This is a genomic window from Burkholderia lata (assembly GCF_902499335.1).
In the GTDB taxonomy this organism is placed as follows: Bacteria; Pseudomonadota; Gammaproteobacteria; order Burkholderiales; family Burkholderiaceae; genus Burkholderia; species Burkholderia lata_B.
This window is the reverse complement of record NZ_CABVQK010000003.1, coordinates 260622-287089: the sequence shown is the minus strand read 5'-3', so window position 1 is coordinate 287089 and position 26468 is coordinate 260622. Positions and strand designations below refer to the sequence as shown.

31 protein-coding genes are annotated in these 26468 nt (G+C 67.2%); 15 read left to right on the top strand and 16 right to left on the bottom strand.

Features of this window, described 5'->3' with window-relative positions; translation table 11 throughout:
* Positions 1 to 7 precede the first annotated feature (7 nt).
* Positions 8 to 1741 (bottom strand): ABC transporter permease, encoded by a 1734-nt coding sequence (locus BCO18175_RS09005; RefSeq protein ID WP_174980298.1) that lies wholly within the window; start codon positions 1739 to 1741, stop codon positions 8 to 10.
* Between the two features lie 258 nt (positions 1742 to 1999).
* Here BCO18175_RS09005 and BCO18175_RS09000 point away from each other — a divergent pair, with 258 nt between their 5' ends.
* Positions 2000 to 2920 (top strand): DnaJ C-terminal domain-containing protein, encoded by a 921-nt coding sequence (locus BCO18175_RS09000; RefSeq protein WP_174949903.1) that lies wholly within the window; start codon positions 2000 to 2002, stop codon positions 2918 to 2920.
* 6 nt (positions 2921 to 2926) lie between these two features.
* Positions 2927 to 3277 (top strand): chaperone modulator CbpM, encoded by a 351-nt coding sequence (locus tag BCO18175_RS08995; protein WP_174949902.1) that lies wholly within the window; start codon positions 2927 to 2929, stop codon positions 3275 to 3277.
* A gap of 104 nt (positions 3278 to 3381) precedes the next feature.
* Here BCO18175_RS08995 and BCO18175_RS08990 read toward each other — a convergent pair whose 3' ends face one another.
* Complete coding sequence (locus tag BCO18175_RS08990; RefSeq protein ID WP_174980297.1) at positions 3382 to 5013, bottom strand: oleate hydratase; 1632 nt, start codon at positions 5011 to 5013, stop codon at positions 3382 to 3384.
* A 120-nt stretch (positions 5014 to 5133) separates the two neighbouring features.
* Here BCO18175_RS08990 and BCO18175_RS08985 point away from each other — a divergent pair, with 120 nt between their 5' ends.
* Both BCO18175_RS08985 and BCO18175_RS08980 read left to right on the top strand, forming a co-directional pair.
* The gene (locus tag BCO18175_RS08985) at positions 5134 to 5280 is read left to right on the top strand and encodes a hypothetical protein (protein ID WP_174980296.1); all 147 of its coding nucleotides are present in this window, start codon (positions 5134 to 5136) and stop codon (positions 5278 to 5280) included.
* Positions 5281 to 5380: 100 nt separating this feature from the next.
* Positions 5381 to 6100 carry a Bax inhibitor-1/YccA family protein gene (locus BCO18175_RS08980; RefSeq protein ID WP_174980295.1) on the top strand — a complete coding sequence of 240 codons (720 nt, stop codon included), beginning with the start codon at positions 5381 to 5383 and terminating at the stop codon, positions 6098 to 6100.
* A 120-nt stretch (positions 6101 to 6220) separates the two neighbouring features.
* On the opposite strand, the gene BCO18175_RS08975 is transcribed toward BCO18175_RS08980, so the two are convergent.
* On the bottom strand, positions 6221 to 6400 hold the full coding sequence (locus BCO18175_RS08975) for a hypothetical protein (protein ID WP_098553581.1): 180 nt from the start codon (positions 6398 to 6400) through the stop codon (positions 6221 to 6223).
* A gap of 336 nt (positions 6401 to 6736) precedes the next feature.
* Between BCO18175_RS08975 and BCO18175_RS08970 the strand changes: the two genes are divergently transcribed.
* From BCO18175_RS08970 to BCO18175_RS08955, 4 genes are all read left to right on the top strand, one after another.
* Entirely contained in the window at positions 6737 to 7390 is a 654-nt protein-coding gene (locus BCO18175_RS08970) for a response regulator (protein ID WP_174949898.1), read from the top strand.
* 200 nt (positions 7391 to 7590) lie between these two features.
* Complete coding sequence (locus BCO18175_RS08965) at positions 7591 to 8064, top strand: universal stress protein (protein WP_174949897.1); 474 nt, start codon at positions 7591 to 7593, stop codon at positions 8062 to 8064.
* 51 nt (positions 8065 to 8115) lie between these two features.
* Entirely contained in the window at positions 8116 to 8391 is a 276-nt protein-coding gene (locus BCO18175_RS08960; RefSeq protein WP_098553584.1) for a DUF1488 domain-containing protein, read from the top strand.
* A 182-nt stretch (positions 8392 to 8573) separates the two neighbouring features.
* On the top strand, positions 8574 to 9008 hold the full coding sequence (locus tag BCO18175_RS08955) for an Hsp20/alpha crystallin family protein (protein ID WP_174949896.1): 435 nt from the start codon (positions 8574 to 8576) through the stop codon (positions 9006 to 9008).
* A 147-nt stretch (positions 9009 to 9155) separates the two neighbouring features.
* Here the strand turns inward: BCO18175_RS08955 and BCO18175_RS08950 are convergent, their stop codons facing one another.
* Positions 9156 to 9800 (bottom strand): nitroreductase family protein, encoded by a 645-nt coding sequence (locus BCO18175_RS08950; RefSeq protein WP_174980562.1) that lies wholly within the window; start codon positions 9798 to 9800, stop codon positions 9156 to 9158.
* A gap of 231 nt (positions 9801 to 10031) precedes the next feature.
* Between BCO18175_RS08950 and BCO18175_RS08945 the strand changes: the two genes are divergently transcribed.
* Both BCO18175_RS08945 and BCO18175_RS08940 read left to right on the top strand, forming a co-directional pair.
* On the top strand, positions 10032 to 10682 hold the full coding sequence (locus BCO18175_RS08945; RefSeq protein WP_174980294.1) for a BON domain-containing protein: 651 nt from the start codon (positions 10032 to 10034) through the stop codon (positions 10680 to 10682).
* Positions 10683 to 10737: 55 nt separating this feature from the next.
* Complete coding sequence (locus tag BCO18175_RS08940; RefSeq protein WP_174949894.1) at positions 10738 to 10977, top strand: hypothetical protein; 240 nt, start codon at positions 10738 to 10740, stop codon at positions 10975 to 10977.
* Between the two features lie 64 nt (positions 10978 to 11041).
* Here BCO18175_RS08940 and BCO18175_RS08935 read toward each other — a convergent pair whose 3' ends face one another.
* The 3 genes from BCO18175_RS08935 to BCO18175_RS08925 are packed head-to-tail and all read right to left on the bottom strand — an operon-like array spanning position 11042 to position 13397.
* Positions 11042 to 11983 (bottom strand): LOG family protein, encoded by a 942-nt coding sequence (locus BCO18175_RS08935; protein ID WP_254608005.1) that lies wholly within the window; start codon positions 11981 to 11983, stop codon positions 11042 to 11044.
* A 26-nt stretch (positions 11984 to 12009) separates the two neighbouring features.
* Entirely contained in the window at positions 12010 to 12345 is a 336-nt protein-coding gene (locus tag BCO18175_RS08930) for a c-type cytochrome (RefSeq protein WP_174980292.1), read from the bottom strand.
* Positions 12346 to 12395: 50 nt separating this feature from the next.
* Positions 12396 to 13397: an Acg family FMN-binding oxidoreductase gene (locus tag BCO18175_RS08925; protein ID WP_174949891.1), complete on the bottom strand. Its 1002-nt coding sequence runs from the start codon at positions 13395 to 13397 to the stop codon at positions 12396 to 12398.
* Positions 13398 to 13572: 175 nt separating this feature from the next.
* On the opposite strand from BCO18175_RS08925, the gene BCO18175_RS08920 reads away from it, so the two are divergent.
* Positions 13573 to 14562: a zinc-dependent alcohol dehydrogenase family protein gene (locus tag BCO18175_RS08920; protein WP_174980291.1), complete on the top strand. Its 990-nt coding sequence runs from the start codon at positions 13573 to 13575 to the stop codon at positions 14560 to 14562.
* A 34-nt stretch (positions 14563 to 14596) separates the two neighbouring features.
* Here BCO18175_RS08920 and fnr read toward each other — a convergent pair whose 3' ends face one another.
* On the bottom strand, positions 14597 to 15370 hold the full coding sequence (gene fnr / locus BCO18175_RS08915) for a fumarate/nitrate reduction transcriptional regulator Fnr (protein WP_098553591.1): 774 nt from the start codon (positions 15368 to 15370) through the stop codon (positions 14597 to 14599).
* A gap of 439 nt (positions 15371 to 15809) precedes the next feature.
* On the opposite strand from fnr, the gene BCO18175_RS08910 reads away from it, so the two are divergent.
* Positions 15810 to 16268, top strand: coding sequence for a universal stress protein (locus tag BCO18175_RS08910; RefSeq protein WP_174980290.1), 459 nt, complete (start codon positions 15810 to 15812; stop codon positions 16266 to 16268).
* Positions 16269 to 16317: 49 nt separating this feature from the next.
* Here BCO18175_RS08910 and BCO18175_RS08905 read toward each other — a convergent pair whose 3' ends face one another.
* From BCO18175_RS08905 to BCO18175_RS08895, 3 genes are all read right to left on the bottom strand, one after another.
* Entirely contained in the window at positions 16318 to 17151 is an 834-nt protein-coding gene (locus BCO18175_RS08905) for a universal stress protein (RefSeq protein WP_174980289.1), read from the bottom strand.
* Positions 17148 to 17651, bottom strand: a complete 504-nt coding sequence (locus tag BCO18175_RS08900; RefSeq protein ID WP_174980288.1) for a universal stress protein — start codon at positions 17649 to 17651, stop codon at positions 17148 to 17150. The genes BCO18175_RS08905 and BCO18175_RS08900 overlap by 4 nt, the downstream gene beginning before the upstream one ends.
* Positions 17652 to 17800: 149 nt before the next feature.
* Positions 17801 to 18640 carry a universal stress protein gene (locus BCO18175_RS08895; RefSeq protein WP_174980287.1) on the bottom strand — a complete coding sequence of 280 codons (840 nt, stop codon included), beginning with the start codon at positions 18638 to 18640 and terminating at the stop codon, positions 17801 to 17803.
* A 150-nt stretch (positions 18641 to 18790) separates the two neighbouring features.
* On the opposite strand from BCO18175_RS08895, the gene BCO18175_RS08890 reads away from it, so the two are divergent.
* Both BCO18175_RS08890 and BCO18175_RS08885 read left to right on the top strand, forming a co-directional pair.
* A complete protein-coding gene (locus tag BCO18175_RS08890; protein ID WP_174980286.1) occupies positions 18791 to 18955 on the top strand; it encodes a hypothetical protein in 165 nt (54 codons plus the stop codon).
* Positions 18945 to 19691: a beta-ketoacyl-ACP reductase gene (locus tag BCO18175_RS08885; protein ID WP_098553596.1), complete on the top strand. Its 747-nt coding sequence runs from the start codon at positions 18945 to 18947 to the stop codon at positions 19689 to 19691. The genes BCO18175_RS08890 and BCO18175_RS08885 overlap by 11 nt, the downstream gene beginning before the upstream one ends.
* Before the next feature lie 203 nt (positions 19692 to 19894).
* Here BCO18175_RS08885 and BCO18175_RS08880 read toward each other — a convergent pair whose 3' ends face one another.
* A complete protein-coding gene (locus tag BCO18175_RS08880) occupies positions 19895 to 21298 on the bottom strand; it encodes an MBL fold metallo-hydrolase RNA specificity domain-containing protein (RefSeq protein ID WP_174980285.1) in 1404 nt (467 codons plus the stop codon).
* Between the two features lie 331 nt (positions 21299 to 21629).
* On the opposite strand from BCO18175_RS08880, the gene BCO18175_RS08875 reads away from it, so the two are divergent.
* Positions 21630 to 22079, top strand: coding sequence for a hypothetical protein (locus BCO18175_RS08875; protein ID WP_174980284.1), 450 nt, complete (start codon positions 21630 to 21632; stop codon positions 22077 to 22079).
* Between the two features lie 17 nt (positions 22080 to 22096).
* Here BCO18175_RS08875 and BCO18175_RS08870 read toward each other — a convergent pair whose 3' ends face one another.
* Genes BCO18175_RS08870 through BCO18175_RS08855 form a run of 4 tightly spaced genes read right to left on the bottom strand, consistent with a single transcriptional unit; the run spans position 22097 to position 26466 of the window.
* A complete protein-coding gene (locus BCO18175_RS08870) occupies positions 22097 to 23569 on the bottom strand; it encodes an efflux transporter outer membrane subunit (RefSeq protein ID WP_174980283.1) in 1473 nt (490 codons plus the stop codon).
* Positions 23547 to 24632: an HlyD family secretion protein gene (locus BCO18175_RS08865; protein ID WP_174949879.1), complete on the bottom strand. Its 1086-nt coding sequence runs from the start codon at positions 24630 to 24632 to the stop codon at positions 23547 to 23549. Before BCO18175_RS08865 ends, BCO18175_RS08870 begins: the two co-directional genes overlap by 23 nt.
* A complete protein-coding gene (locus tag BCO18175_RS08860) occupies positions 24629 to 25333 on the bottom strand; it encodes an ABC transporter ATP-binding protein (RefSeq protein WP_174980561.1) in 705 nt (234 codons plus the stop codon). Before BCO18175_RS08860 ends, BCO18175_RS08865 begins: the two co-directional genes overlap by 4 nt.
* Positions 25330 to 26466 (bottom strand): ABC transporter permease, encoded by a 1137-nt coding sequence (locus BCO18175_RS08855; RefSeq protein ID WP_174949878.1) that lies wholly within the window; start codon positions 26464 to 26466, stop codon positions 25330 to 25332. Before BCO18175_RS08855 ends, BCO18175_RS08860 begins: the two co-directional genes overlap by 4 nt.
* Positions 26467 to 26468: the final 2 nt, after the last annotated feature.

Sequence of the window (26468 nt, the reverse complement as noted above, 5' to 3'; positions counted from 1 at the left end):
GCGGGAGTCAATCCAGTCGGGCGCGGCGTTCCGCATACACATAGAGCGGACGCCACAGCAGGCGGTTCGTGGCGATCACCAGTATCGACATCATCGCGATGCCGAGTGCGATGCGCAGGTAGTCGCCCGCAACGGTCATGCGCGCGATATAGGCGCCGAGCCCGCCGCCGTCGAGCGTGGTCGGCCCCCAGCTGACCACTTCGGACACGATGCTGGCATTCCACGCGCCGCCCGATGCCGTGATCGCACCCGTGACGTAATAGGGAAAAATGCCGGGGAGCATCACCTTGCGCCACCACGCCAGCGGTCGCAGGCGCAAGCTCGCGGCGGCTTCCCGCAGATCGTCCGGCAGCGCGGTCGCGCCCGCGATCACGTTGAACAGGATGTACCACTGCGTGCCCAGGATCATGAGCGGGCTCAACCAGATCCTCGGCGCGAGGCCGAAGCGCACGATCAGGAAGACCGCCACCGGAAACAGCAGGTTGGCGGGGAATGCCGCGAGAAACTGCGCAATCGGCTGCACGCGCTCCGTCATCCTGGGCCGCAGTCCGATCAGCACCCCGAGCGGCACCCAGACGATCGACGCGATCACGATCAGCACGGCGACCCGCGACAAGGTCAGCAGGCCGTCGTGCGCGACGACGGTGACATCGGCCCAGGCCAGGCGCGGCACGGCGACGCGCAGCAACGCCGAGACCACGTAAGCGAGGCCGGCGGCGCACGAGGCCAGCCAGATCGCGTCGCCCGTGCGCCGGGACAAGGACAGACGCAGCGCGGGCGCATGCCGCGGCAACGCGAGGCGCGCGTGCGCGGTCCGCTGCAGGACCGAGCCGAGCGGCGCGCTTGCGTGCCGGATCAGGCTGGAGCGCCGCAGCAGATCGAGCACCCAGCTGTGCGGCGCGCTTCGGCTGACCGTCTGTTCGAAGCGGAACTTGTCGGCCCAGGCGACCATCGGCCGAAACAGCAACTGGTCGTAGAGCACGATTGCGACGGTCATGGCGAGAATCGCATAGCCGACCGCGCGGAGATCGCGCTGCTCGATCGCCTGCGCGACATACGAACCGACGCCCGGCAGCGCGATTCGCAGGGTGCCGACCGAAATCGCTTCGGAGGCCACCACGAAGAACCATCCGCCCGACATCGACATCATCGTGTTCCAGATCAGGCCGGGCATCGCGAACGGCACTTCGAGCCGCCAGAATCGTTGCCATGCCGACAGCCGCAGGCTGCGGCTCGCTTCGTCCAGATCGTGCGGCACCATCCGCAGCGACTGGTAGAAACTGAAGGTCATGTTCCATGCCTGGCTCGTGAAAATCGCGAATATCGCCGCCAGTTCCGCGCCGAGCACGTTGCCGGGAAACAGCGACACGAAAAACACCACCGTAAACGACAGATAACCGAGAATCGGCACGGATTGCAGGACGTCGAGCAGCGGAATCAGCACCATTTCCGCGCGGCGGCTTTTCGCGGCGAGCGTCGCATAAGTGAAGGTGAAACACAGCGACGCGCACAGCGCGGCCAGCATGCGCATCACCGTGCGCAGCGTGTATTCAGGCAACGCGCCGGGCGCGAGCGTGATGGGCGCGTGCTGAGCGATCACGAGCGGCCCGACCATCTGCCGTGCGCCGGCGCCGACGAGCACCGCCAGGCCGAGCACCAGCAGAACGGCGAGCGGATCGCGCCAGTCGGCCGCGCGCGGGTACCAGCGTCCGCCGCTCAGGATGTCGGCATGGTGCTCCACGTGGCTCCCCCGTTCCGTGTCGTCACATCGTCGACCACGCTTGCCGGTGGGCCGTTGACATGGGTCAATCCCGTTGCCGGATCGCTGAATACGCTGCGAAGGAGGGGGCGCGAACGCGCGTGAACGACGCTTTCGCGCTGCCGTCCCGCGCCGCGCCATGCCGGAATTCACGGCACGGGGCGCCGCTTCGGCCAGGCTGCGGCGACGCATGCGCCGGCCGGTCCGTCGCTCCATCGCTTTTCCCGTCAGGTCTTTCTCATGGAATACAAGGACTACTACGAGGTGCTGGGCCTGGCGCGCGACGCGACGCAGGACGACATCAAGCGGGCGTATCGCAAGCTCGCGCGCAAATATCACCCCGACGTCAGCAAGCATCAGGATGCCGAAGCGCATTTCAAGGAAGTCGGGCACGCCTACGAGGTGTTGAAGGACCCCGAGAAGCGGGCCGCCTACGACAGGCTCGGCGCCGGATGGCACGGCGGCGACGCATTCCGCCCGGAGCCGAACTGGGACGAAGGGTTCGAATTCAGCGGAGCCGGCGCGCCGCCCGACTTCGACGACTATCTGGCGTCGATCTTCGCCGCCGGGCGAGCCCGGCCGGACGGGCCGCTCAACGCCGGGCGCGATCACCATGCAAAGCTCGTCGTCGATCTGGAAGACGCGTATCGCGGCGCGCAGCGCGTCATTTCGCTGAGCCTGCCGGGCATCGACCCGCAGGGACACGTGCGGCTGCAGCCGCGGACGCTGAATGTCTCCATCCCGAAAGGCATCCGGGCCGGACAGTACATCCGGTTGGCGGGACAGGGCGGCGTCGGGCACGGTGGCGGTGCGCCCGGCGATCTGTATCTCGAGATCGCGTTTCGCGACCATCCGCGTTTTCAGGTGAACGACCGGGATGTGACGGTCGATCTCCCGGTCGCGCCATGGGAAGCGGCACTCGGCGCAACGGTCACGACGCCGACGCCCGACGGCGAGGTCGCGGTGACCGTGCCCGGGAATTCGCCATCCGGAAGACGGCTGCGATTGAAAGGCAAGGGGATTCCCGGCGATCCGCCCGGCAACCTGTACGTGAAGCTCAAGATTGTCCTGCCGCCCGCCGATAGCGAGCGGAGCAAGGCTGCCTACGACACCATGCGCCAGTCGTTCGATTTCGACCCGCGCGCGCATTTTTACGGGTGACGCATCATGAAAGAAACCAGAACCGCCTGTCTGCAAGGACAGGTCATCGACGAGCGCGTCGAGCTGACGTTCGTCGAGCTGTGCCGGATCAGCGGCGCGTCCGAGGCGGAACTGACGCTGTGGGTCGCCGAGGGCGCCCTCGATCCGATGGGCGCCGGCCCGCGAGAGTGGCGTTTCAGCGGGGCGGTGCTGCGCCGTGTCGCGATCGCGCAGCGCCTGTCCCGGGATCTGATGATCAACCCGCCCGGCATCGCGCTCGCGCTCGATCTGCTCGACGAGATCGATGCGCTGCGCGCCGTCACCCGGGCCACCTCGGCCGCGCATCGGGAATCGGGCCCGCCCGCGGGGCCCGCCTGATTCAAGTCAAGGACGCGAACCGGTCGCGGGCGCTTGCCGATCGGCCCGGCGCGCGTCGCGCGGGCAGATCGTGAGCGCCGCGCCCGCCGTCCTGCATGCCGCGCTCAGGCATCGTGCAGCGTCGTGAATGCCCGATACAGCACCCGTGGGTCGTGCTGTCCCTTGTAGACCGGGGGCGGCCGGCGGTCGAGATCGAGCAGTGCCGCAACGGCCGTCTGCGCGCTGCGGATCGAGTATTCGACGGTAAACACGACGTCGTCCGGCAACTCGCAGAACTGCCCGACGAAAGCAAGATTGGCCGTGCCTTCCGGCGTCACCTGCGGCCGGTCGCCGTCCTGGCGCGCCAGGAACTGGCTCGTGATGAACGGCATCATGCACGGGATGCAGGTAAGCCCGGCGAGGAGGTCGTCAGCCTGCTCGGCGAGTCGCAGATGTCCGAGCAATTCGGTCATGATCTCGCGCCCCGTGCAGGCCGCCATCGGCTTCTCGACGAAGTTGCCGGGCGCGTCGACGAACAGCCCGTATCCCCACAACACGCTGACGTCCTCGGGCTGACCAAGGAAATGCGGCTGATGCGGCACCACGATCGACATCAGCCAGTTCGACTCCGCGAAGGTGATCAGGCCGCCTTCGCCGGGCACATTGCCGGTCAGGTCGCGAATCCGCTGGAGCAGGGCGGGCTCGCGCAGCGTGGCCGTGAACGACAGCCATTTGGATTCGTCGATGTGATCGGCGAACGCGGCCGGGCGTCCGAACGCCGGCCGTCCGGCCGCGATCTTCTCCCACAGCGCCCATGCGCCGGCGTCGGCCCGGCCGTTGAGCGTCGCGGGGCGGTCCATGCCGCCGAGGCTCGATCCTTCCGTCATGGAGCCCAGCGTGACGATCGCGCAATCGCCTTCGCGCACCGCGATTCGGGTGGTGGCGCCGTCGCGCTCGCAGACGATTTCCTCGACGCGGGTGTCGCCCTCGGTGCGGCTCAACACGAGATCGGTCACGCGGGTATTCGACTCGAACCGCACGCCGCGCTCGTCGAGCCATTTCTCGAGCGGCCTCACCAGCGAATCGTACTGGTTGTAGACCGTGCGCATGATGCCCTGCAACTGGTTGAATCCGGACACCATGTGCGCGAACCGGAGCAGGTAGCGCCTGAATTCGACCGCGCTGTGCCAGGGCTGGAACGCGAAGGTCGTGCACCACATCAGCCAGAAATTCGTCGTGAAGAAACCGGCGTTGAAGTGATCGGAGATCCGGCTGTCTCCGAGCATGCTTTCCGGCTCGATCGACAGGCGCTCCAGCGCGACGATGTGCCCTTCGTCGAGCCCGAAGGGCGGCTTGTTCACCCGTCGGCCGTCGCGCACCAGGCGCGACTTCGACGCGGTCCGCATGGTCTCGTTCCAGTCGAGGATTTCGCGGGTGACGGAACCGCGCTTGTCGAGCGTCGGGATCGACGAAAACAGATCGTAGGTGCAGAGGTACTTGCTTTCGAGCATGCGGCCGCCCCGGATCACGTAGCCCTCGTCGGCCGAACCCGCGCCGTCCAGGCTGCCGCCGAGGCGATCGAGCGCTTCGATGATCGTGATATTGCAGCCGCGTACGTCGCCGTCCCGGATCAGAAAGGCCGCCGCCGCCAGCGATGCGATGCCGCCGCCCACCAGATAGAACCGGCTGTTGTCCCGATCGATGCCGGCCGCGCGTCGGCGGGCGGCTCGATCCGAATCCCGTGTGCTGCGTTGCATGGAAATGCCCCTGTTCAGATTGGGTGAAACCGCTGTCGACGTCCGGGGACGCCGGATCGCGCTGCCGTCATTGGCGAGCGCTCGCGCCACGATATCCGCGTTCCGGGCGCGGCGATTGAGATGCGTCAACCGATCCGGATGCGGCAGGCCATGCCGGTGCGTATCGCGCGCGGCTTGACGCAACTCAAGCAGATCCGCGGCTTCGTGCGCTGCAATTCGGATGCGCGCGAGGCCCTGCGGAGCGGGTGCGGCGCCGGATGGGCTTGATGTGCGTCAAGGTGCCCGGTGACCCGAGGGGCGAGATTGATCACGGGAACGGCCACGACGAAGCGCGGCCGCCACGACTGCGATCCGAGGAGAATCGATCATGGGAAACGACTTTCGACAGGGGGCGCGACCAGAAGAGTCGCAGCGCGTATCGGGCGACGACGACGTCGGCCTTCGGCAGTATGTGCGGCGCATCTACAACTATATGGCCGGGGGCCTGGCGCTGACGGGCGCTGTTGCGTACCTCGGCGCGTCAACCGGGTTTTACCGGTCGATCGCCGGAACGCCCCTCTTCTGGGTGGTGCTGCTCGCACCGCTGGCGCTGGTCATGTTGCTGAGCTTCCGCATCGAGCACATCAGCTTCGGCGCGGCGCAGATCAGTTTCTGGGCCTACGCCGCGCTGGTCGGGCTCTCGCTTTCCGGCATCTTCCTCGTGTATACGGGCGAGAGCATTGCGCGCGTGTTCTTCATCAGCGCGGCCACGTTCGGCGCAACGAGCCTCTATGGCTACACGACACGGGCCGATCTCTCGCGCTTCGGCTCCTTTCTGTTCATGGGGCTGATCGGCATCATCATCGCGGGGTTCGTGAATCTCTTCCTGGTTTCGTCGGCGCTGCAGTTCGTCGTTTCCGTGATCGGCGTGCTCGTGTTCACGGGACTCACCGCGTACGACACGCAACGCATCAAGCGTATCTACATCGCGGGCGAAGCGGACGAGATCGCCGGCAAGAAGGCGATCATGGGCGCGCTTGCGCTCTATCTCGACTTTCTCAACCTGTTCCTGATGCTGATGCGGCTCTTCGGCAACCGCCGCAGCTAGGCGAGCGCCGGGGATCGGGGCGGGGAGCCCCGTGCGGCAAACCCCGGCAGGATCATCGCTGGAGCAAACAGGGGCCGGGCCGTGATGAACCTGGCCCGGCCGTCCGCTACCGGCCGCACATCATGTCGGTCTGGTTTGAACGTTGACGCTGCCCAACGCCTCGAGCGCGCCGAGTCGGGCATTCATCAGCTCAGCATGCAGCTTGATCGCCCGGATCAGAAATTGAACATCCTCGTTTTCGCTTTTCGAAGCAAGGTCATCGAATTCGGCCCACATCTCCTTTATCCGTTCGGCGCGCATGGCGACTCCTTTGGCGTGTGTATGGATGACGTCGTACGGCAGACTGGAACACCGTTGACGCCGTATGAACAGCATCGGCACGGGCCTGCGTTGCGTGCTGATCTGGATCAAGGGGGCGCAACTTCGAGGTATCGCTCGACATTCGGCACCGGGTTTGAACGGACCGTGTCTCGCCCGGAAGCGCGCGCGCCGTGGCGATCCGCCCAGGCCGCCGCACTTTGTACGTCAGCGTGCAGACGACACGCCTTTACGACCCCATGCTTTCAAACAAACCGGTGCCTGTGAATCGCAGGTCATTGCGGGTTCGTTCACCTGCCGAATGGATGGGTGTTTGTCATGATCAAAGTGGTGATTTCCGACGCGCATGCCGTCATGCGGGCAGGGGTGCGCAACGTCCTCGAAGCGGTCGACGGCTTCGATGTCGCCGGCGAAGCGACCGATGGGGCCGGCACACTCGAACTCGTGCGTGCTTTGAAGCCGCGCGTGCTGTCACTCGGATTGATGATGTCCGGCATTCACGGAGTCGACCTGATCAGGCAAATCAAGAAGGAGTACCAGGAGGTCCGGGTGCTCGTGCTGACGGCGCATTCCGAACAGACCCATGCGGTGCGTGCTTTCAGGGCCGGGGCGTCGGGATTTCTTTCAAAGACCTGCTCGAAGTCGGATCTGATCGATGCGGTTCGAAAGCTCGCCGATGGCGGGGTATATGTGAGCACGATGGTGGGCGACTTGTTGGCGCAAGTCACAAACGGCGACAGTGGGGCGCTCGCGCATCATCGTCTGACCGAGCGGGAGTTCGAGGTCCTGGTTGGTTTGGCATCCGGACAATCGATTACGCAGATGGCCGGGAGCCTGGACATCAGCATCAAAACGGTCAGCACGTACAAGTCGCGCATTATGGAAAAACTGGATCTGACCAATGAATCGGACATGATTCGCTTTGCGCTACGTCATCAGTTGCTGGACCTTGGCGACAATATTCTCGGGTAGTCGATCGCTGCGATGGGTGAAACGCCACCCGTGTGCGAAATCGCACGGCAGATCCTGTCGTGCGGTTTCCGCATCGAAATCCGGCGCGATGCCGGACATTTCGCACGGTTGATTTCGGTCAACGTCCGATCTCGACGAGCGGTGATGATGAAGGCAAGTCCAAACGTCGCCTGTACGCCTGTCCATCCCGCGAGGTCCGTATGTACACGAATATCATGGTCGCCGTAGACGGTAGTGCTTCGTCCAGCCAAGCGCTTGACGAAGGCCTGAAGATGGCCAGGTTATACGGAGCCCGTCTGTTTGCCGTTTTCGTCGTCGACAAATCCATTTTGCTCAGTTACGCCGGACGAATCGATCCGAATGCCTTGATCGAGGAAGTCAGACGTGACGGTGTAGCCGTGCTGCGAGAAGCCGAGCGGACGATCGCGCGCGCGGGCGTGAACGGCGATACGGAAATCGCCGAAACGGAGCTCGGTCAGGATGTCGCGGAGCGCCTGCAGCGCTATGTCGCCGAACATGCGATCGATCTGGCCGTACTCGGCACGCATGGGCGGCGCGGGATCCGGCGCATGGTGCTCGGCAGTGTCGCGGAACGCTTCCTGCGCGCGGCGAGCTGCCCGGTACTGCTCGTGCGCGGCGACGACGCGGCGCGGGCAGTCGTTGCGGCCGCCTGACACCCCACCGTGCAAGCGTCGATCGGGGCGCCATCCCGTCAGGAGACCGTCATGGATATCTCGTTTCCCGCCGAACCACCGGCGTATTCCGGGATGGAGCCCGCGCTGGCCTTTTCAGCGCTCATCGAAGGTCGGCGCGTGCAATGCGTGATCACGGCCGAGGCACTGGAAGACCATTTCCGCGCCGCGTCGCCTCGCGAGCCGGATCTCGTGGCCGCGTTCTCGTGCAATCGCCCCGCCATCGAATGCGCGGCGCGCCGCATGCTCGAGGAAGTCGGCGGCCGGCCGATCCTGCTCCACAGCGGATTTTTCCGGTTCTGCACCTGACCACCGCGCGCCGTTGACACGTATCAAGCCGCAGCCGGCCGGCACGTCTACGCTGGATGCCAGACAGGACGGTTCGTTCCTCGCGCGACACGCATGTGCCGCGGCGGCGCGTCCCGCCTTCCGGTCCGGCACCGTCGGGACGAACGCGCCGGGTCGATTCAACCGTTCGAGGAGTGCACATCATGAGCAATCTGATTCACTACGATCCGTTTTCCGTCGACCCTGTCTCCGACCTGTTCCAGGGGCTGTTCAGGCCACTGCGAGGCATGGCGATGACGGACGAACCCAATCTCGCGTCGATGAAGATCGACGTCACGGAAAGCGACGATGCTTATAAGGTCAACGCGGAACTGCCGGGCGTCGCAAAGGAAGACATCGACGTCCAGGTGACGGGCCGGGCCGTCTCGATCAACGCAAAGATCGAGCGCAACAACGAGCAGAAGGACGGCGAGCGCGTGATCCGGCGCGAGCGCTACAGCGGCACGATCAGCCGCTCGTTCTCGCTGCCCGGCGAGATCGACGACGCGAACGCGACGGCGTCGTATCAGGATGGCGTTCTGGCGCTGACGCTGCCGAAGAAGACGCCGGCCGGACAGAAGAAACTGACGATCGGCTGAGCGCGCGGCAGGCGCGGCGAGGCAGGATCGCGCCACCGGGGAAAGCGAAACGGCGTGCGGCGCGATCCGCGCGCCGTTTGTTTTCGTGTGACCGCCGCCACCGGCGCGACGGCATCCGGTGCCGGATCAGGCCGCCGACGACGAGCCTCACGCACGGAAGCCGACGGTCTGCGCAACGATCGGTAACTCGTCCTCGTTCAGACGCAATGCGTCGGCGAGCGCCCGATGGTTGATCCAGCCGCGCACGACCGTCCCCAACCCGGCGGACGCGCAATACAGCGAAACGTTCTGTGCAATCGCACCAGCCGCGATCGCCGAGAACACGTCGCGCTGCTGCGGCGGCATCGCCAGGAGCGCGGCGATTCGCACGACGTAGACGAGATCGAGCGGCGCGCGGCCGACAAAATCCTGGTAACCCGTCAGGTTGCGCGCGTCGACCGCATGCTTCAGCACGAGTCGGTGCGCGGGCGCGTCGTAGCGATATACGCCGCCCGGCAGCGCGACGTAAATGTCGATCTCGTTGAAGGCATGGGCGGATGGCGCCGTGCGGCCGCCGTTCGCCGGCCGGTTGATTCCGTCCGCCGCCCACAGCATGGCGCCGAGCGTTTCCGGCGAGAGCGGCGCCGCGGCGAATTCGCGGCAGCTCATTCTTGCCGCGAGCGCCGTCATCAACGGAACGCCGCCGTCGAGATCGGGGCGGGGCAAATCGATGACGGCGGGCGACTCGCCCTGCGGCGCAACGGGGTGCGCGGGCGCCGCCGGCGAATAGGCCAACAGTTGCTGTTCGGTCATCTGGGTCTCCTTCAAGCATGTGTGCGACTGCTCGGCATCTCGCGTCGCGGCGATCTCACGATAGAACGAAGGGGCGGCGCCCGCTTGACCTTTGTCAAGCGGCGCGTCGGCTGGCAACACGTTGCGGCGCCGCCGGCACCATTGACCTGCATCAGCGTTCCCGCCGCGCGCCTGTGCAAATCTGGTGACGTGCGGCGAAGGCGAATGCCGCGGCTCACTGGGGAGCAGGCGATGAAAAGCGACAAGCAATTGAAGCAGGACGTTCAGGACGAACTGGAATCCGACCCGACTATCGACGCGACGCGTATCGGCGTCGAAGTGGCGAACCGCATCGTGACGTTGTCGGGCCATCCGCCGAGCTATGCGGAGAAACTCGCGATCGAGCGAGCGGCGAACCGTGTCGCCGGCGTCAAGGCGATCGTGATCGACATGACCGTGCATTTGCCGGACGACGACGTCCGGACCGACGAGGACATCGCGAACGCGGTGCGTTCAGTGCTTCACTGGACCGTCGGCCTGCATGACGATGCGATCAGGGTGCAGGTCGAGCGCGGCTGGATCACGTTGTCCGGGAAGGTCGACTGGGTGCACCAGAGCCATCTCGCGGTGCGCGCGATCTCGCAGATGCGCAGCGTGACGGGCGTGACGGACCACATCCACGTGCAGGGCTCGGTCGCCGCGGCCGACATCGGCGAGAGCATCAAGCGCGCGATCATGCGTCACGCGGAGCGAGAGGCGATGCATCTCGAGGTCGACGTGCACGACGGCACCGTGACGCTGTCGGGCAAGATCGGATCGGCAGCCGAACGCGAGGCGGTGCGCGGCGCCGCCTGGTCGTCGAAAGGCGTGCGGGCGGTGGTCGACAATCTGGTCGTCGACTGAACCGGGGCGGCGCGGCGGGCTGCCGGTGTGAGGGGAATGAGCGAAGGGGCACGAGATGACGCTTTCAGGCGAGCTTCACGAAGCGGACTGGTCGGTGGCGATCGAGACGATCCCCAACGAAACAGGGGGCTATCGTTGCCGGATTCATGTGACGCTCAAGTCGCCGGATGGCGTATGCGAGCACACGTTCGCGCATAGCAGGACCCACGTCACCGAGCGCGAGGCCGCCGTCGAAGGATTGCGAGCCGGGATGACGTGGATCGAGATGAGGAAATCCGACACCTTCACGCTCTGAGTTCAATCGGGCGGCCTCGAGCCGCGCGCAGGAAACGGCCCAATGAAGGCCCAATGAATTCGGCTCATTCCCGCATCGGGCGGTTCGCCCGTGAGGTCGAGCGTCGCGGCGGCGATCGCCGCTGTGCATACCAGCCGCCGATGGCATGCCAGATGTCCAGCGCGGATTCGCAATAGACGAACAAGTCGAGATCGCTGCGATCGATCATCCCGTCATCGGCGAGAAACGCGAAATCGACGGCGCGGCGCCAGTAAGCTTCGCCGACGAGTATCACGGGAAGCGGCGCGATCTTCCGGGTTTGCAGGAGCGTCAACACCTCGAACAACTCGTCGAAGGTGCCGTACCCGCCCGGGAAGAACACCGCTGCTTTCGCGCGTTCGAGCAGGTGCAGCTTGCGGATCGCGAAATAGTGAAATCGAAAGCACAGGGCCGGCGTGAGGTAGGGGTTGGGCGCCTGTTCCCTCGGAAGCTCGATGTTCAAGCCGATGCTCGGCGCGCCGCTTTCGTATGCGCCTCGATTGGCGGCCTCCATGATTCCCGGGCCGCCGCCGGTGATCACGGCGAGGCGTGCCGTGCGGGTGCGCCGGTCGGCACGGCCGACGATGCGCCCGAATTCGCGCGCGACACGATAGTAGACGCTGTATTTGACGAGACGGCTCGCGGCCGCGACGGCGCGACGCCGGCGCGCGTCGTGCGGCCGCTCCGCCAGCGCGCGGCTCGCTTCGCCCAGCAGCGCATGGGCTTCCGCGGGCGCGACCATGCGCGTGCTGCCGTAAACCACGATGGCGTGACCGATGCGTTCCTGTTGCAGGCGCTCCTCGGCCTTCCAGTAGTCGAATTGCAGCCGGAGGCCGCGCATGCCGGGGCGCTTCAGGAGCGTCGTGTCTTCATCGGCCCATATGCGGTGCGTGGTATCGGCCCGGCGCCGCGGCCGCCGCGCAAGGGGGCGCGCGGTTCGCACGCGACGTTGCGGGGCCCTGAAAGCGGTCCGTTTGACTGCGCTCATGATGGAGGGCGGGTAACGAGGCTCGGTTACTGGCTCATGACCCATTGCACCAGTTGATGCGCGTCGTCACGCGAGAGCGGACCGCCGCGCTCGGCGGCGGACGGCATCGGCGTATCGCCCCAATGCGCGCGGCCGCCGACACGCAGCTTGGTTTCGAGCTGCTCGTCGGCGTGCGGCACGCCCCGGTAGCGTTCCGCGATCTGGTGGAACGATGGCGCGAGGAACGGCATGTCGGAGGTGTGACAAAACATGCAGTGCTGTGCGTTGACGAGCTCGGTGGGTTCCGGCACCGCCGTCTGGGCGGCTGCGATGCCGGCCAGCGCGGAGAGCACGCCGGCAGCGAGTGGGCGCGTGACGTTCATGGTTTTTTCCTCGTTTTCCGCGTCGGAACGAAAGCCGGCACCGGGCGCGATCAGGCAATCACTTCGTCGAGCGGCCGGCGCGGCGAATGCGGCACGTGCGGGCCGCGCCCGATGCGCAGCAGCAGTTGCGGATGCCCGCGCAGCGCGAGCAATTGGCACAGGTGCGCACGCAGTCCGGCCGCCTCGATCGGCTGGTTCAGGTACGACGCCGTGTAGCCCGCACGCGTCGCGACGAGCAGCATGCGCTCGAGCGCTTGCCCGGCGGCGAGCCAGGCGTCGCGATCGTCGCTGACCGTCGAGATGCAAACGATCAGCGGCGACGCGCCGACGAGCTGGTGATGCAGCGCGGCCAGGCCGTTGCCGAGATCGAACGTGCGCACCGCGGTCGTCACGATCGGCGCGGCGAAATCCAGCAGCGCCGGCACGCCGGCCGCGAACGCGGGCATGCCGTCGACGTGCCGGCGCGGGTCGATCCAGCTCGCCAGTTCGCGCCGAAACCGCGGGTCGGCAAACTGCTGGCGGTCCGCTTCGGCGATGACCTCGGCCACCCGGGCGCGCCGTGCGATCGAGTCCGCACAGGCCACGTCCGCGCCTTCCGCTGCGCCCGCCGCGATCAGCTCGCGCTGCAGCGCGTCCGGAACGGGTTCGGATTCGAACGGGGCGCGCGTCGTGACGCGCTCGGGGATCGCGGCGAACAGCGTACCGAGCTCCGCATCGGTGTAGCCGTCGTCGCACACGCGCACGAGTGCCAGGATGTCGGGATCGATGTCGGACGGGAACGTGCTGATCGTATGCGCGATCCCGGCATGATCGAGCGCGACGCGGAGGTTGAGCAGCGCCGCGCCGCAACTGATGATCAGTTCGCGATCGAATGGATCGACCACCGGTAACGCGCGAACCCGGTCCGCGCATACCGCGATCGTCGTCCCGTCGACGATGAACCGCCACGGCTGGGAATTGTGGCTTGATGGCGCCAGCACCGCGTAGCCGAGCAGCGACCGCAGTCGATCGTCGAGACGGGGGATTGCGGCAAGGGGAGTAACGGATCTCATTCGACAACCTCCAGGGAGCCGGCCAGCGGCGGAACGCCATTTCATCCTGTCAGCAACCGGCCGGCGGCCGTTGACCCACGTCAAGCCCGCGTTACCGAGTCGTACGGACTCGGTTTCGCGCGCCTAGGCTTGGAACAAGCGAAGCGCGCGAGGCGATCGCGCGGGGGAGGTCCACATGCTTGCGATGATGTTCGACGGCACGACACCGGATTTGCGCGAAGCGCACGTGCCGGCCCCCGTGCCCGCGGCAGGCCAGTTGCTGATCGACGTGCATGCCTGCGGCGTATGCCGCACCGACCTCCACGTGATCGACGGCGAGCTCGTGCATCCGAAGCTGCCGCTGATTCCGGGGCATGAAATCGTCGGGACGGTGCTGTCGCCGGGTACGGGCGTGACGGGTTTCGCGGTCGGCGACCGGGTTGGCGTGCCATGGCTCGGCCAGACGTGCGGGCATTGCGCGTATTGCGCCGCCGGACGGGAAAATCTGTGCGACAGCCCCGGATTCACCGGTTATACGATCGACGGCGGTTATGCCGAGCGCACCGTCGCGGACCACCGTTATTGCGTGCATCTGCCGCGGCGCTACTCGGATCAGGACGCCGCGCCGCTGCTTTGCGCCGGCCTGATCGGCTACCGTACGTTGCGCATGGCCGGCGACGCACGGCGAATCGGGATCTACGGGTTCGGCGCGGCAGCGCATCTCGTCGCGCAGATCGCACACCATGAAGGACGCAAGGTGTTCGCGCTGACCAAACCCGGCGATACCGTTGCACAGCAGCTTGCGCTGTCGCTGGGGGCGGCATGGGCAGGCGGCAGCGACGAAGCGCCGCCCGAGCCGCTCGACGCCGCGCTGATTTTCGCGCCGCTCGGCGCGCTGGTACCGGTGGCGCTCCGGGCGGTCGACAAAGGCGGGATCGTCGTGTGTGGCGGCATTCACATGAGCGACATTCCGGCTTTCCCGTATGCGTGGCTGTGGGGCGAGCGCCGCATCGCATCGGTGGCCAATCTGACGCGCGCGGATGCCGTCGCGTTCATGCGGATCGCCGACGCGATGCCGCTGCGGGTCGAAGCCACGCGCTATGCGCTGACCGACGCGAATCGCGCGCTCTCGGACCTGCGCATGGGCCATGTATCGGGCGCCGCCGTACTCGACATGCGCGGCTGAACCGCGCGACGCCCGTGCCGGGCAATCCGCGGCGTCAGAGGCGCGCGAGCCCTTCCGAATCGACGATGCGGATCTGCTTGCCCTGCGCCGCGACGAGCCCTTTCTGCTGGAACTTCGACAGCATGCGGCTGACCGTCTCGAGTTTCATGCCCAGATACTCGCCGATCTCGTCGCGGGTCATCCGCAGCACGAATTCCGCGGCCGAGTAGCCACGTGCCTTGAAACGCGTCGAGAGATTCAGCAGGAACGCGGCCACGCGCTGTTCCGCGCTCATCGTGCCGAGCAGCAGCATCAACGCGGACTCGCGGACGATCTCGCCGCTCATCATCTGGTAGACGTGGTGCTGCATCGACTGCACCTCGCGGCACATCTGCTCGAGCTGGCCGAACGGAATGATGCAGACGGTGCTGTCTTCGAGCGCGATCGCATCGCCGTTGTGACGTCCGGTATGCACGCCGTCCAGCCCGAGCGATTCGCCGGCGATCTGGAAGCCGGTCACCTGCGCGTCGCCGTCGCGATGCATGACGACGGTCTTGAACGATCCGGTTCTCACCGCGTAGATGCTGTTGAATGTATCGCCGGCCCGATACAGGGTGTCGCCGCGCTTGATGTGACGCGTCGTGCAGATCATCGCGTCGACCCGCGCGAAATCGTCGGGTGTCAGCGCCTGGGGCAGGCAAACGGCGCGCAGTGCGCACGACGAGCAGCGGGACGACGCGCGCTTCGGCTGGTCCGACCGCTCGACGGAGTGCAGCGGAATAAAGGGGCGCGACAACGGGGGCATCGACACTTCGGCATGGCTCTGCATGATCTGCTCCGGTTCGTTGGGGGAGGGCAGCGAATCGCGTTGGCACGGTCGCGCTGGCCGCGGTACGGCGGCTTGAAACCTCGCCGCCTTCATCAAGGACGCGCCGTACCGGATCGGCGGGACGACGGATGCAGTCGACGCAGGACTGCGCCGCCGGGCTGCTCCGGAAGGCACGCGTGTTCGTTTTTCTTGATCGGAAGTATGGAGAGCCGGACGCGAGAATGAAATCAGCGGAGATTGAAGATTCAGTAGGTGACGAGGAAGGGCTGTAGGGCAATTCCTACAAGCGCGCGGCATCTTGTCGCACTCGAGACGGATGCATGGGGCCGCCATGTCCGTCGCGAGGCTCGCTTGATCGGCGTCAACGGGCCGGGCCGCGGCGCGCTCAGACTGAAATTCCCGATCCGGCCGGAACGGGATGGATCAACCGGGAGACGCCATGTATGAACGGATCTTCGCCGCGCTCGACGACACGCGCGCCGCGCGGCTTGCGCTCGACGAGGCGATTGCAATCGCCCGCGCGTCGGGCGGCCTCGTCGTCGCGGTGTGCGTCGTGTCGGATCTGCTGCAGCTGACGGGTATCGACGGCGGTTATGTCGAGCGGATCGACCCGAGCGGCGTGGGGACGGACCGGGCGGCGACGGCGGTCGCCGATGCCGAGATCGCGTTCCGGCTGTGCGGGGTGCGCGGCACCGCGCGAACGATCGACGCACGCGGCGAGAACGTGTCGTCGGTGCTGGCGCGCGCGGCCGCCGAATGCAATGCCGACCTGATCGTGATGGGGACGCACGGCCGGCACGGGGTTCGCAGGGCGTTGCTCGGCAGCGTCGCCGAGTCGCTGCTACGCACCGCGGACCGGCCCGTGCTGCTGGTCCGCGACGCGCCGGGCGCGTGGTGATCCACCAGGGCGGGGCGGCCGAATGAGGCTGCCCCGTTTCCGTTCGCGCTCAGTGCGACAGCAGCACCGGCACCGTCATGGTTTCAAGGATCGTGCGCGTCGCGCCGCCGAGTACGCGCTCGTGCGTCCGAGTATGGCTGTACAGGCCCATCACGATCAGGTCGGCGTGAAGGTCGGTGGCCCGGTTCAGCAGCGTCGCGCCGACGCCGACCGTGCTCGCGCGCGTTGTTGTCGAGAACGATGCGCGGATGCCGTGGCGCTCCAGGTACGCGGCGACGTCCACGCCGATCGGCGTCTTGTCCGGATCGGGATGCCCGTGGCCGACCGTCTCGACGTTCACGAAACGCGCCCGCGCGAGCAGCGGCAGCGCGTCGGCCATCGCGCGCGCGGCTTCGCGCCCGCCGTCCCAGGCGATCAGCACGTTCTCGCCGAGGGGGCGCACGTCGCCCGCGTACGGCACGACGAGCGCCGGCCGGCCGCTGCCCATCACGACGTCCTCGATGAAATGGCGCGCGACGTGCGTCAGGCGATCGTCGGGATCTTCCTGGCCGAGCACGAGCAGGTCGGCATGACGCGCATGCAGGATCGCCGTGTCGGTCGCGGCGCCGGCGGGCGCCCGCCATTCGACGCTGCGCCCCGCGCGCTCGGCGGCTTCGAGAAATTTCTCCTCCGCGTCCTTGCGCCGCTGTTCGCACAGGCGCTCGTACGCCGCAAGCGTGAGCGGCTCGTCGGGCCGCCGCAACGGTTCGAAGATAGCCTGGCAAACCACGTAGAGGCCGATCAGGTGAGCGTTCCAGCGTCCCGCGAGATCGAGCGCCAGTTCGACGCGCGTCGCGCAACGATCGCTGTCGTCGAGATGGACGAGCAGGGTCTTGTAGCTCATGACGGCTCCTTTTCGGTCGACGCGGCGGCGGGCGCCGCGGCGGGCACTGGCGAGCCACTCGCCGGAATCATCAGCACGGGGCACGCGGCCTGCCGCAACACGCGCTCGGCGACGCTGCCCAGGACGAGGCGGCGGAAGCCGCGCCGGCCGTGGGTGCCCATCACGATCAGGTCGGCGCCGGTTTCCTTCGCAACGAGCACGATCCGCTGCGCGACGTCTTCGCCGACCGGTTCGACATTGGCGATCTGCGGCGTGCCGGCGACGCCGCGCGCCTGCATGCGCTTCGCCGCGTCTTCGGTGACGCGCAGCCCTTCCTCGCGGAACGCGTCGATCAGGATCGACGGGTCGTAGCCGTACATGTCGTAGGCCGGCACCAGGAAATCGACCACGTAGACGGGCGTGAGCCGCGCACCCGATTCCGACGCCAGCGTCAACGCGGTATCGAGCGCGCGGGAAGACGTTTCGCTGCCGTCGAGCGCGACCAGAATGTTCGAATACATGGCGGTCCCCTTTGAACGCGTATCAATGATTTGATCATCGGCCCGCGCGCGCCGATCGCGCTGATCTGGATCAAGCGGCGCCGTCGCGTCGCGGCAGGCGCATCGCATCCGGTGTCGAGCGCTTCGCCTTCGTGCAGCGGCCGGCGTGCTCAGTGCGACATCAGTACCGGCATCGTCATCGACGCCAGCACCGTGCGCGTGGCGCCGCCCATCAGCAGCTCGTGCCAGCGCGGATGGCCGTATGCGCCCATCACGAGCAGATCGGTGCCGCTTTCATACGCGCGTGACAGCAGCGTGTCGCCGATGGACGCGCCGGGGCCGTTATCGATGTCGAGCACGTTGACGTCCGGCGCGTGGCGCGCAAGCATCAGCGCGGCATCCGCGGCCGGAATGCGGGTGGTCGCGGCTTCGGAATCGCCATCGACCACCGCGACGACCGTCGTGCGTTTCGCGTGTTCGAGGAACGGAAGCGCATCGTGCGCGGCGCGCGTGGCCTCGCGGCTGCCGTCCCAGGCCACCAGCGCGCGTTCGCCGACCGACGGGAATTCCCCGGCGTACGGCACGAACAGCACCGGACGCCCCGCCGACAGCACGAGCGTTTCCGGAAACTGGTCGTCGATATAGGTTTCGGGATCGTTCGGGTCGCTCTGGCCCGCGATCACGAGATCCGCAAGGCGCGCGAGACGCGGCACCGCGACGTTGGCGCGCGCATCGGCGCGAATCCAGGCCGACGACACCCCGGCCCGCGCCGTTTCGGCGTGAAACAGGCGTTCGAGCGCGGCGAGACGTTCGTCGCGCCGTTCGCGATGTTCGCGAAAGTAATCGGCGGAGCCGGCCATCACGTAGAACGAAGTCGGCTCCGGCGTGTAGATCGCGAACAGCCCGGTCAAGTGCGCCTTGAAGCGCCGCGCGAGACGCAATGCGAACTCGAGGCGCGAATGCGCGCCAACGCTCGTATCGAGATGCACGACCATGCTCTTGTAGCTCATCGGGATCGCTCCATCGACGGTGTATCCGCCAGTGCAATTCAGTCTACGAAGCAGGCTTCCCGCGCGCTTGACCCAGATCAACGGCCGCCGTGCCGCACAGCCGCAGAGTGACACGGTCGCGGCCGGTATCGGGCAGGCGGCGCGAGACGGGTGCAGACACCCTTCGACCGAATCGACAGAGGGAAGACCATGACCACCGACGCTTTGACGACACCGAATATGACGGAAACGGCCGGCGCGAACGGCGCGTTGGCGCTTGCCGCCGAGCGGCGCGACGGCGCGAATGCGACGCGGGAGCACGATCATGTGCGCTGATCGGGTCGCATTCGTGACGGGCGGCATGGGCGGCCTGGGCGCCGCGATCAGCCGTCGCCTGCATGCGGCGGGCATGACGGTCGCCGTGTCGCACACGGAGCGCAACGACCATATCGCGACCTGGCTGGTGCACGAACGGGAAGCCGGGCGCACCTTCCACGGCTTCGAAGTCGACGTCGCCGACTACGACGCGTGCCAGCAGTGCGCGGCGCGCGTGCTCGCGCAATTCGGGCGTGTCGACGTGCTCGTCAACAACGCCGGCATCACGCGCGACGCCAGCTTCGTGAAGATGACCAAGAGCATGTGGGACGCGGTGCTGCGCACCAATCTCGACAGCATGTTCAACATGACGAAGCCGTTCGTGCCCGGCATGATCGAAGCCGGTTTCGGCCGCATCGTCAACATCGGCTCGGTGAACGGCTCGAGAGGCGCGTACGGGCAGGCCAACTATGCGGCCGCCAAGGCGGGCATTCACGGTTTCACGAAGGCGCTCGCGCTCGAACTCGCGCGGCACGGCGTGACGGTCAACACGGTGTCGCCCGGCTACCTCGCGACCGCGATGCTCGACTCGGTGCCGAAGGACGTGCTCGACACGAAAATCCTGCCGCAGATTCCGGTGGGGCGCCTCGGCAACCCCGACGAGATCGCCGCGCTCGTCGCGTGGCTGTGCTCGGATGCGGGCGCGTTCGCGACCGGCGCGGAATTCGACGTCAACGGCGGCATGCACATGCGCTGAATGCGTCCGTCATCCGTGTGCCGGCCACGTTCTCGCTCGACGACGTCGAGCGTGACAACGACACGTTCGGCCGCGCCGCAAACACGCATGCGCTGAAGGATCATCATCGAAGCGGCGTGATTGCAGCGCGCATCGTGGCGAGGGGCGGGTGCCCGCCGCGACGGATGACGGGACGCGCGGCGTTCGTGCGCCGCGCGTTGCCGTCAGGATGAAAGCGCCGCCTGTCCGCGTGCGTCGTCGCGTACGACTTCGTCGAGATCGACCGTCTGCCCGTAGGTCGGCACCTCGCACGGCCAGTGCAGGGTCTCGGCGATGCGCCGCCGCAAGGCATCGGCCGCCGCCGGCTCGCCGTGCGTGACGAAGGTCCGGAACGGCGCGCGCTGCATCGTGCCGAGCCACTGCAGGATTTCCGCGTAGTCGGCATGCGCGGACAGCGCCGCGATCGACTCGACCCGCGCCCGCACGCGCACGTACTCCCCGTGAATCTTCACCGTCGGCTCGTGCGCGGCCAGCGCCGCGCCGCGCGTGCCCGCGGCCTGGTAACCCACCAGCGCGATCGTGTTGCGTGCGTCGGGCGCATAGCGGCTCAGATGATGCAGCACGCGACCGCCCGTCGCCATGCCGCTTCCCGCAATGATGACCATCGGCCCCTGGTGCCCGGCGATCGCCTTCGACTGGTCGACCGTGCGGACCATCGTCGCCGCGTGGCCGAGCGCGTTCGCTTCCGACAAGGTCAGCCGGTGCTCGAGGAGGTGGTGGCGATAGATCTCCGTCACGTCCGTCGCCATCGGGCTGTCGAGAAACACCGGCACGCGCGCCATGCGGCCGGCCGCTTTCAGGCGCGCGATGTAGTGCAGGATCTCCTGCGCGCGGCCGACGGTGAAACACGGGATCACGACCACGCCGCCGCGCGAGAAGGTGGTGTCGAACAGCGCGGCCAGCTCGCTCTCGGGGTCCGATGCCGGATGCAGGCGGTCGCCGTACGTCGATTCGACGACCAGGTAATCCGCATGGGCCGGCGCCGTCGGCGGCTGCATGATCGGGTCGTGATAGCGGCCGAGATCGCCGGAGAACGCCAGTACCTTGTGATCCCAGTGCATGACGACGCTGGCGGCGCCGAGGATGTGACCGGCGGGCAGCAGCCGGAACGACAGGTCCTCGCCCAGCGTGACGCATTCGTCGAATGCGGCGGGTTTCATGAGATGCAGCGCGCGCTGCGCATCCCCGGTCGTGTAGAGCGGCTGGGCCGGATGATGCTTCGAATAACCGTGCCGGTTCGCGAAATCCGCTTCTTCCTCCTGCAGCCGCGCGCTGTCGCGCAGCATGATGTCGCACAGTTCGGCCGTCGCCGGCGTGCAGTACACCGGGCCGCGAAACCCGTCGCGCGCCAGGACCGGCAGGTAGCCGGTGTGGTCGAGATGCGCATGCGTGAGGACCACCGCATCCAGGGTGTCGGGCGCGATCGGCAGCGGGCTCCAGTTGCGCAGCCGCAGGTTCTTCGTGCCCTGGAACAGGCCGCAATCGACCAGGACGCGCCGGTTGCGGTGCTCGACCAGATACTTCGATCCGGTCACGGTTTCGGTCGCACCGAGAAAAGTCAGTTTCATGGGTTGCCTCGCCGGAAGTTGAGGAGTTCGGTGTTCCGATTACATCGCGTGCGCGCGCCACCGGGTTGACGGAAGTCAGGGATTGCCGTGTCCGTGTCCGTGCGCGTGAGCGCGACGGTGGCGATTCGACGGAGGAATGGCGGCGGGCCGCCGTGCGGCATACGGGGCACGTCGTTTCGCGGGGTTGATGCCGGTCAACGCATGGGCCCGGCGGCAGTACGATAGTGATTGCATGTGCGACGGCGGCGCCGCGTCCCGGCAACCCGGGCGCGCGTCGCGCGCGAGGCGAGGTGCGTGCCGATATGACAGGATTTTCAGGGCGAGGCCCATCATGACGTTGATCGCGAATCTGGACGGCGCGCGGGCCGGCTACCGGCTGTGCTTCGTTCGCCGCCCGTGGGCGTGGTTCACCTGTCTGCCGCTTGACGAGCAATGCGGTCAAGGCTGGGCGGACGTTCCGTATCAGGACTTTGCGAAACCGCCTTACAGCGATTCGCGCGCTCAGCTGCTGCGGGTCGCGTTCGACGCACCGCGCCTGCTGACGCCCGAGACGGGGCTGCATGCGCATGCCTGCAGCGTCGAGCAAATCAACGAGGGGGCCGCGCCGTGGCTGCGCAGCGAGGATTTCGTCGACGGCACGACGCTCGTCGTGCCGGGCGGGATCGCGCTCGGTGCGTTCGTCGAGCGGATCGAGGCGGCCGGCGGCACCGTGTACGCGCCGCTCGGCTGGGCCGAACTGCCGCCGTGGCACCGTCCCGACGTCGCGGCGCCCGCGGGCTGAACCGCCGCCTCGCCGCGTCAGCCCGCTTCACCCCAGCCGCCGCCGAGCGCGACGTAGAACGCGACCGTATCCTGCAGCCGCTGGGCAACGGCCTGCAGCCACGCGACGCGCGCCTGATGGTATTGCGTGTCGGCGACGAGCAGCGGAATGTAGCCGGTGATGCCGCCGTCGTAGCCGGCCTGCGTGAGCGTCAGTGCGTCGCGGGCCGCCGCCATCGCGCGCGCCTGCGCATCGAGCGCCGCCGCGTCGTTCGCCAGCGCACGCAAGGTGTCGGCGACTTGCGAAAACGCCGACAGCACGACCTGCCGATACGCGGCGTCCGCTTCGTGATACGCGTCCTGTGCGGCGCGCCGCTGGTTCCACAACGTCCCGCCATGAAACAGCGGCGCGGTAAGTCCCGCACCGACGCTCCATGCGCGTCCGGCCGGCGCGAACAACTGGCCGGCGACGATGCTGTCGAATCCGCCCGAAGCGGACAGCGTGATGTTCGGGTAGAGCGCCGCCGTCGCGACGCCGACCTGCGCGCTGGCGACATGCAACTGCGCTTCCGCCTGCAGGATGTCCGGCCGGCGCCGCACCAGCGACGACGGCGCCGTGTCCGGCAGGCTCGCGGGTAGCGCGATCGCGTCGAGCGACACCTCGGCGGTCGTCCCGTCGGCAGGGTAGCGGCCCGCCAGCAGGGCGAGCAGGTCGTCGGCCTGCCCGCGCTTCTGTTCGAGCGCGGGCAGCGTCGCCTCGAGCGACGCCCGCTGCGATTCCAGCGTCAGCACCGCGACATAGGCGGTTGCGCCCGCCGTCACCTGCGCGCGTGTGAGGCGGATCTGCTCGTCGAGCAGGCCGATCATTTCGCGCGTCGCGGCAGCCTCGTCGCGATACGCGGCGCGCGCGATCATCGTATTGACCACGTTCGCCGTCAGCATCAGGTACGCGCCGGCGAGCGCCTGGCGTTGCGCATCGACATCGGCCGCCAGCGCCTCGACCTGGCGCCGCTCGCCGCCCCACAGGTCGAGGGTGTAGCTGACCGTCGCGGACAGCGTGAACAGGTTGAAGATCGTCGGCGGCAGCGTCTGTCCGGTGCGCAGCGGCGCGGAGCGCTGGCGCGCCGCGCCGGCCTGCGCGTCCGCCTGCGGGAAAAAGATCCCTTCGCCGGCCCGCAGCGCGTGCTCGCTGCGCTGCAGCGTCGCTTGCGCGCCCGCGAGCGTCGGGCTGCCGGTCAGCGCGTCGTCCACGGCCGAGTCGATCGCGCGGCTGCCGAAGCGCATCCACCAGTCGCGCGTGAGCGGTTCGCCGGCCGACAGCGCCTGCGTCTGGCCGCCGCCGGCCCAAGTGCCGGCCGCGGCGCCTGCGTCGTCGGGCGGCATGAAACGCGACACGCGCGGGGCAGGCGGGCGCACGAAGTCGGGCCCGACCGTGCATCCGGCCAGCAGCGCCGCGACGGCGAGCGCGCCGGTTGCGCGCCACGCCCGTTTATTTGCCGGCCACGTAGACATCGACGATCTGCCCGGGGAACAGCCGGACATCCTTGTTCGGCACGATACGGAAGATGACCGGCAGCACGCGTACGTCGACGCGTTCGGTGCGCTGGTCGGACAGTTCGATCTTCGGCGTCACGTACGGCTGGACCCGCACGAACTGGAGATCGGCCCCGACCGACGTGCCGCGCACGAACATGTGCGCCTTCAGCGCGTGCAGGTCGGGCAACTGGTGGATCAGGATCTCGTCGATATAGCAGCGCACCTGCAGGCGGTCGCCCGGCGTACCGAGAACGATGACGGGCGAATTGCCCTGCGCGTAGGTGTCGTAAAGCCCTTGCGACGTCAGGTAGGCGCCCACTGCCGCGTTCATCGCGAGCACCATGCCGTCGGACGGCGCACGCAGTGTGTAGCGCGCGAGCAGCGCGGCGGCCGCATCCGCGGCGCGCCGCAGCGCGACGACCTGCGCTTCCTGGTTGCGCACGTCGTAGCGCCACGCACCGGCTTTCGTCAGGCGAAACTGACGCGTGACGACATCGAGGTTCGCGGTCGCGACGCGCACGCCGTTCGCGGCGGTGTCGAGCGCGTCGCGGCTGACCGCTTTCGGATCGATGTCATAGGCGTGGCGCTGTTTGTCGTACTGGTCCTGCGCAAGCTTGAGGCTGGCCTGGGCGGCCGTCGTCTGGGCGCTGGCGACGTCGAGCACTTCGCGGCGCGGTTGCGCCCTCAGTTCGTCGAGCAGCGCGGCGGCCGCGTCGGCCTGCGCGGCGAGCTGCGCGGCGGTCGCGCGCTGCACCGAGTCGTCGATCGTCAGCAGCGGATCGCCAGCCTTCACCGGGTCGCCGTCATGCACCATCACGCGTGTCACGGCGCCCGATACGTCCGGATACACGTTCACGTTCGCGCCCGCAGGCTGCTCGCTTTCGACGATGCCGTTCGCGTAGACGCCGCGCACATACGGATTCGCGGCCGGGTTGAACACCGGCGGCTGCGGCGGTTCCTGGCGGCCGTACAGCCAGGCGGCGCCGATGCTCGCGAGAAAGCCGAGCAGGGCCGCCGCGAACACGAACTTGTGCTTCATTGCGCGCCTCCGCGGTCGATGCCGTTCAGCTTGCCGTCTTCCATCCGCAGGATGCGATCCGCGTACTCGAAGATCCGGGCGTCGTGCGTGACGATCACGATGCAGCGCGTGTCGTTCAGCACCTTGTGCTTGACGAAGTCGATGATCATGCGCCCGGTGTCGCCGTCGAGCGATGCGGTCGGCTCGTCGAGAATCAGCAGGTCGGGCTGGCTGACGATCGCCCGCGCGATCGCGACGCGTTGCTGTTCGCCGCCGGACAGCTTGACGGGCGGCAGTTGCGCGCGATTTTTCAGCCCGACGATGTCGAGATAGCCGAGCGCTTCCTTGATGGCTTCATCCCACGGCCGGCGTTTCAGGATCAGCGGGATCGCGACGTTCTCCGCGGTCGTGAGCTTCGGAAACAGGTGATAGTCCTGGAACACGAAGCCGATCCGGTTCAGCCGGAAATCGGCGATCGCGTCGTTCGGCTGCGCCCACAGATCGACGCCGTCGATCGACACCGAACCGCCTTCCGGCCGCAGGATTCCGGAGATCACGCTGAGCAGTGTCGTCTTGCCGCTGCCGGACGGCCCGACGATCAGCAGCATTTCGCCGAAGCGCGCCTGCATCGACACCTCGCGCAGTGCCTGCGTGCGCGCGTCGCCTTCGCCGAACCACTTGCTGACGCCGCGCGCGTCGATCGCGATGCATGTCATCGTCAGCCCCGGAAGATGTCGAACGGCTCGATGCGCAGCACGCGCCGCACGCCGAGGTAGCTCGAGATCGTCGCGATCACGACCACCATGCCGAACGCGAGCGCCAGGTTGCCGTATGTGACCAGCGCCGCATAGTCGGGAATCTGCAGCTTCGCGAGGCTGATCATCAGCACGCACAGGCCGACCCCGATCCCGTAGCCGGTGAGCGCCGTGAAGGTCGCCTGGAACAGGATCATCACGACGAGTTCGCGGCTCTTCGCGCCGATTGCCTTCAGCGCGCCGAATTTGTCCAGGTTCTCGAGGATGAACGCGTAGAAGGTCTGGCCCGAAATCGACAGCCCGATGATGAAGCTGATGATCGTCATCAGCATGATGTTGGTGCCGAGGCCCGTCTTGTATTTGTAGAAACGGGCGATCTGCGCGATGAATTCGTCGCGGGTGTACGCGAGGTAGCCGAGCGAGTGGACGACCGCCTTGATGTGTGCGATGTCCGCATCCGATTTCGGCTCGACGAGGATGTAGGACGTCGTGAAACGCGGCGACGGAATGTACTGGATTGCGCGCGCATAGGTCGTGTAGAGCGTCGGTGTGCCGAATAGCCCGCTCGCCGTGACCTTCGCGATGCCGACGATCACGCCGCGATGGTCGTTCAGTTCGAAATCGGTGCCGATCGACGGATTCTCGAGCTTGGGAAACTCCGGATCCTGGATCGCGATGAAGCCGTTCTCCGCGTAGATGTCCTCGATCCGGCCCTTCAGCATCGTCGGGCGGCCCAGCAGGCTCGCGTCGTCGAGGCCGATCACCGTCACCGCCTGGTAAGCGCCGGAGCGCAGCTTGACGAGCGCCGCGCCGGAGTAGAGCGGCACCGCATACTTGACGCCGTCGATGCTGCGCACCGCGTCGAGCACGTAGTCGGGCATGCCGATGCTGCTCGCGATCGTCTGAACGGCCGGGTCCATCACCCACATCTTGGCGCCGATGTTGATGACGGCCGCCGACGACTTGTTCAGGATGCCGGCGAACAGCGACGTCATCTCGATCATCAGCAGCACCGAAAACGTGATACCGACGGTCAGCGCGGTGAATTTCGCGCTGTCGTTGACGAGCAGCTTGAAGGCGAGCCGGAGGATGCCGTTCATGG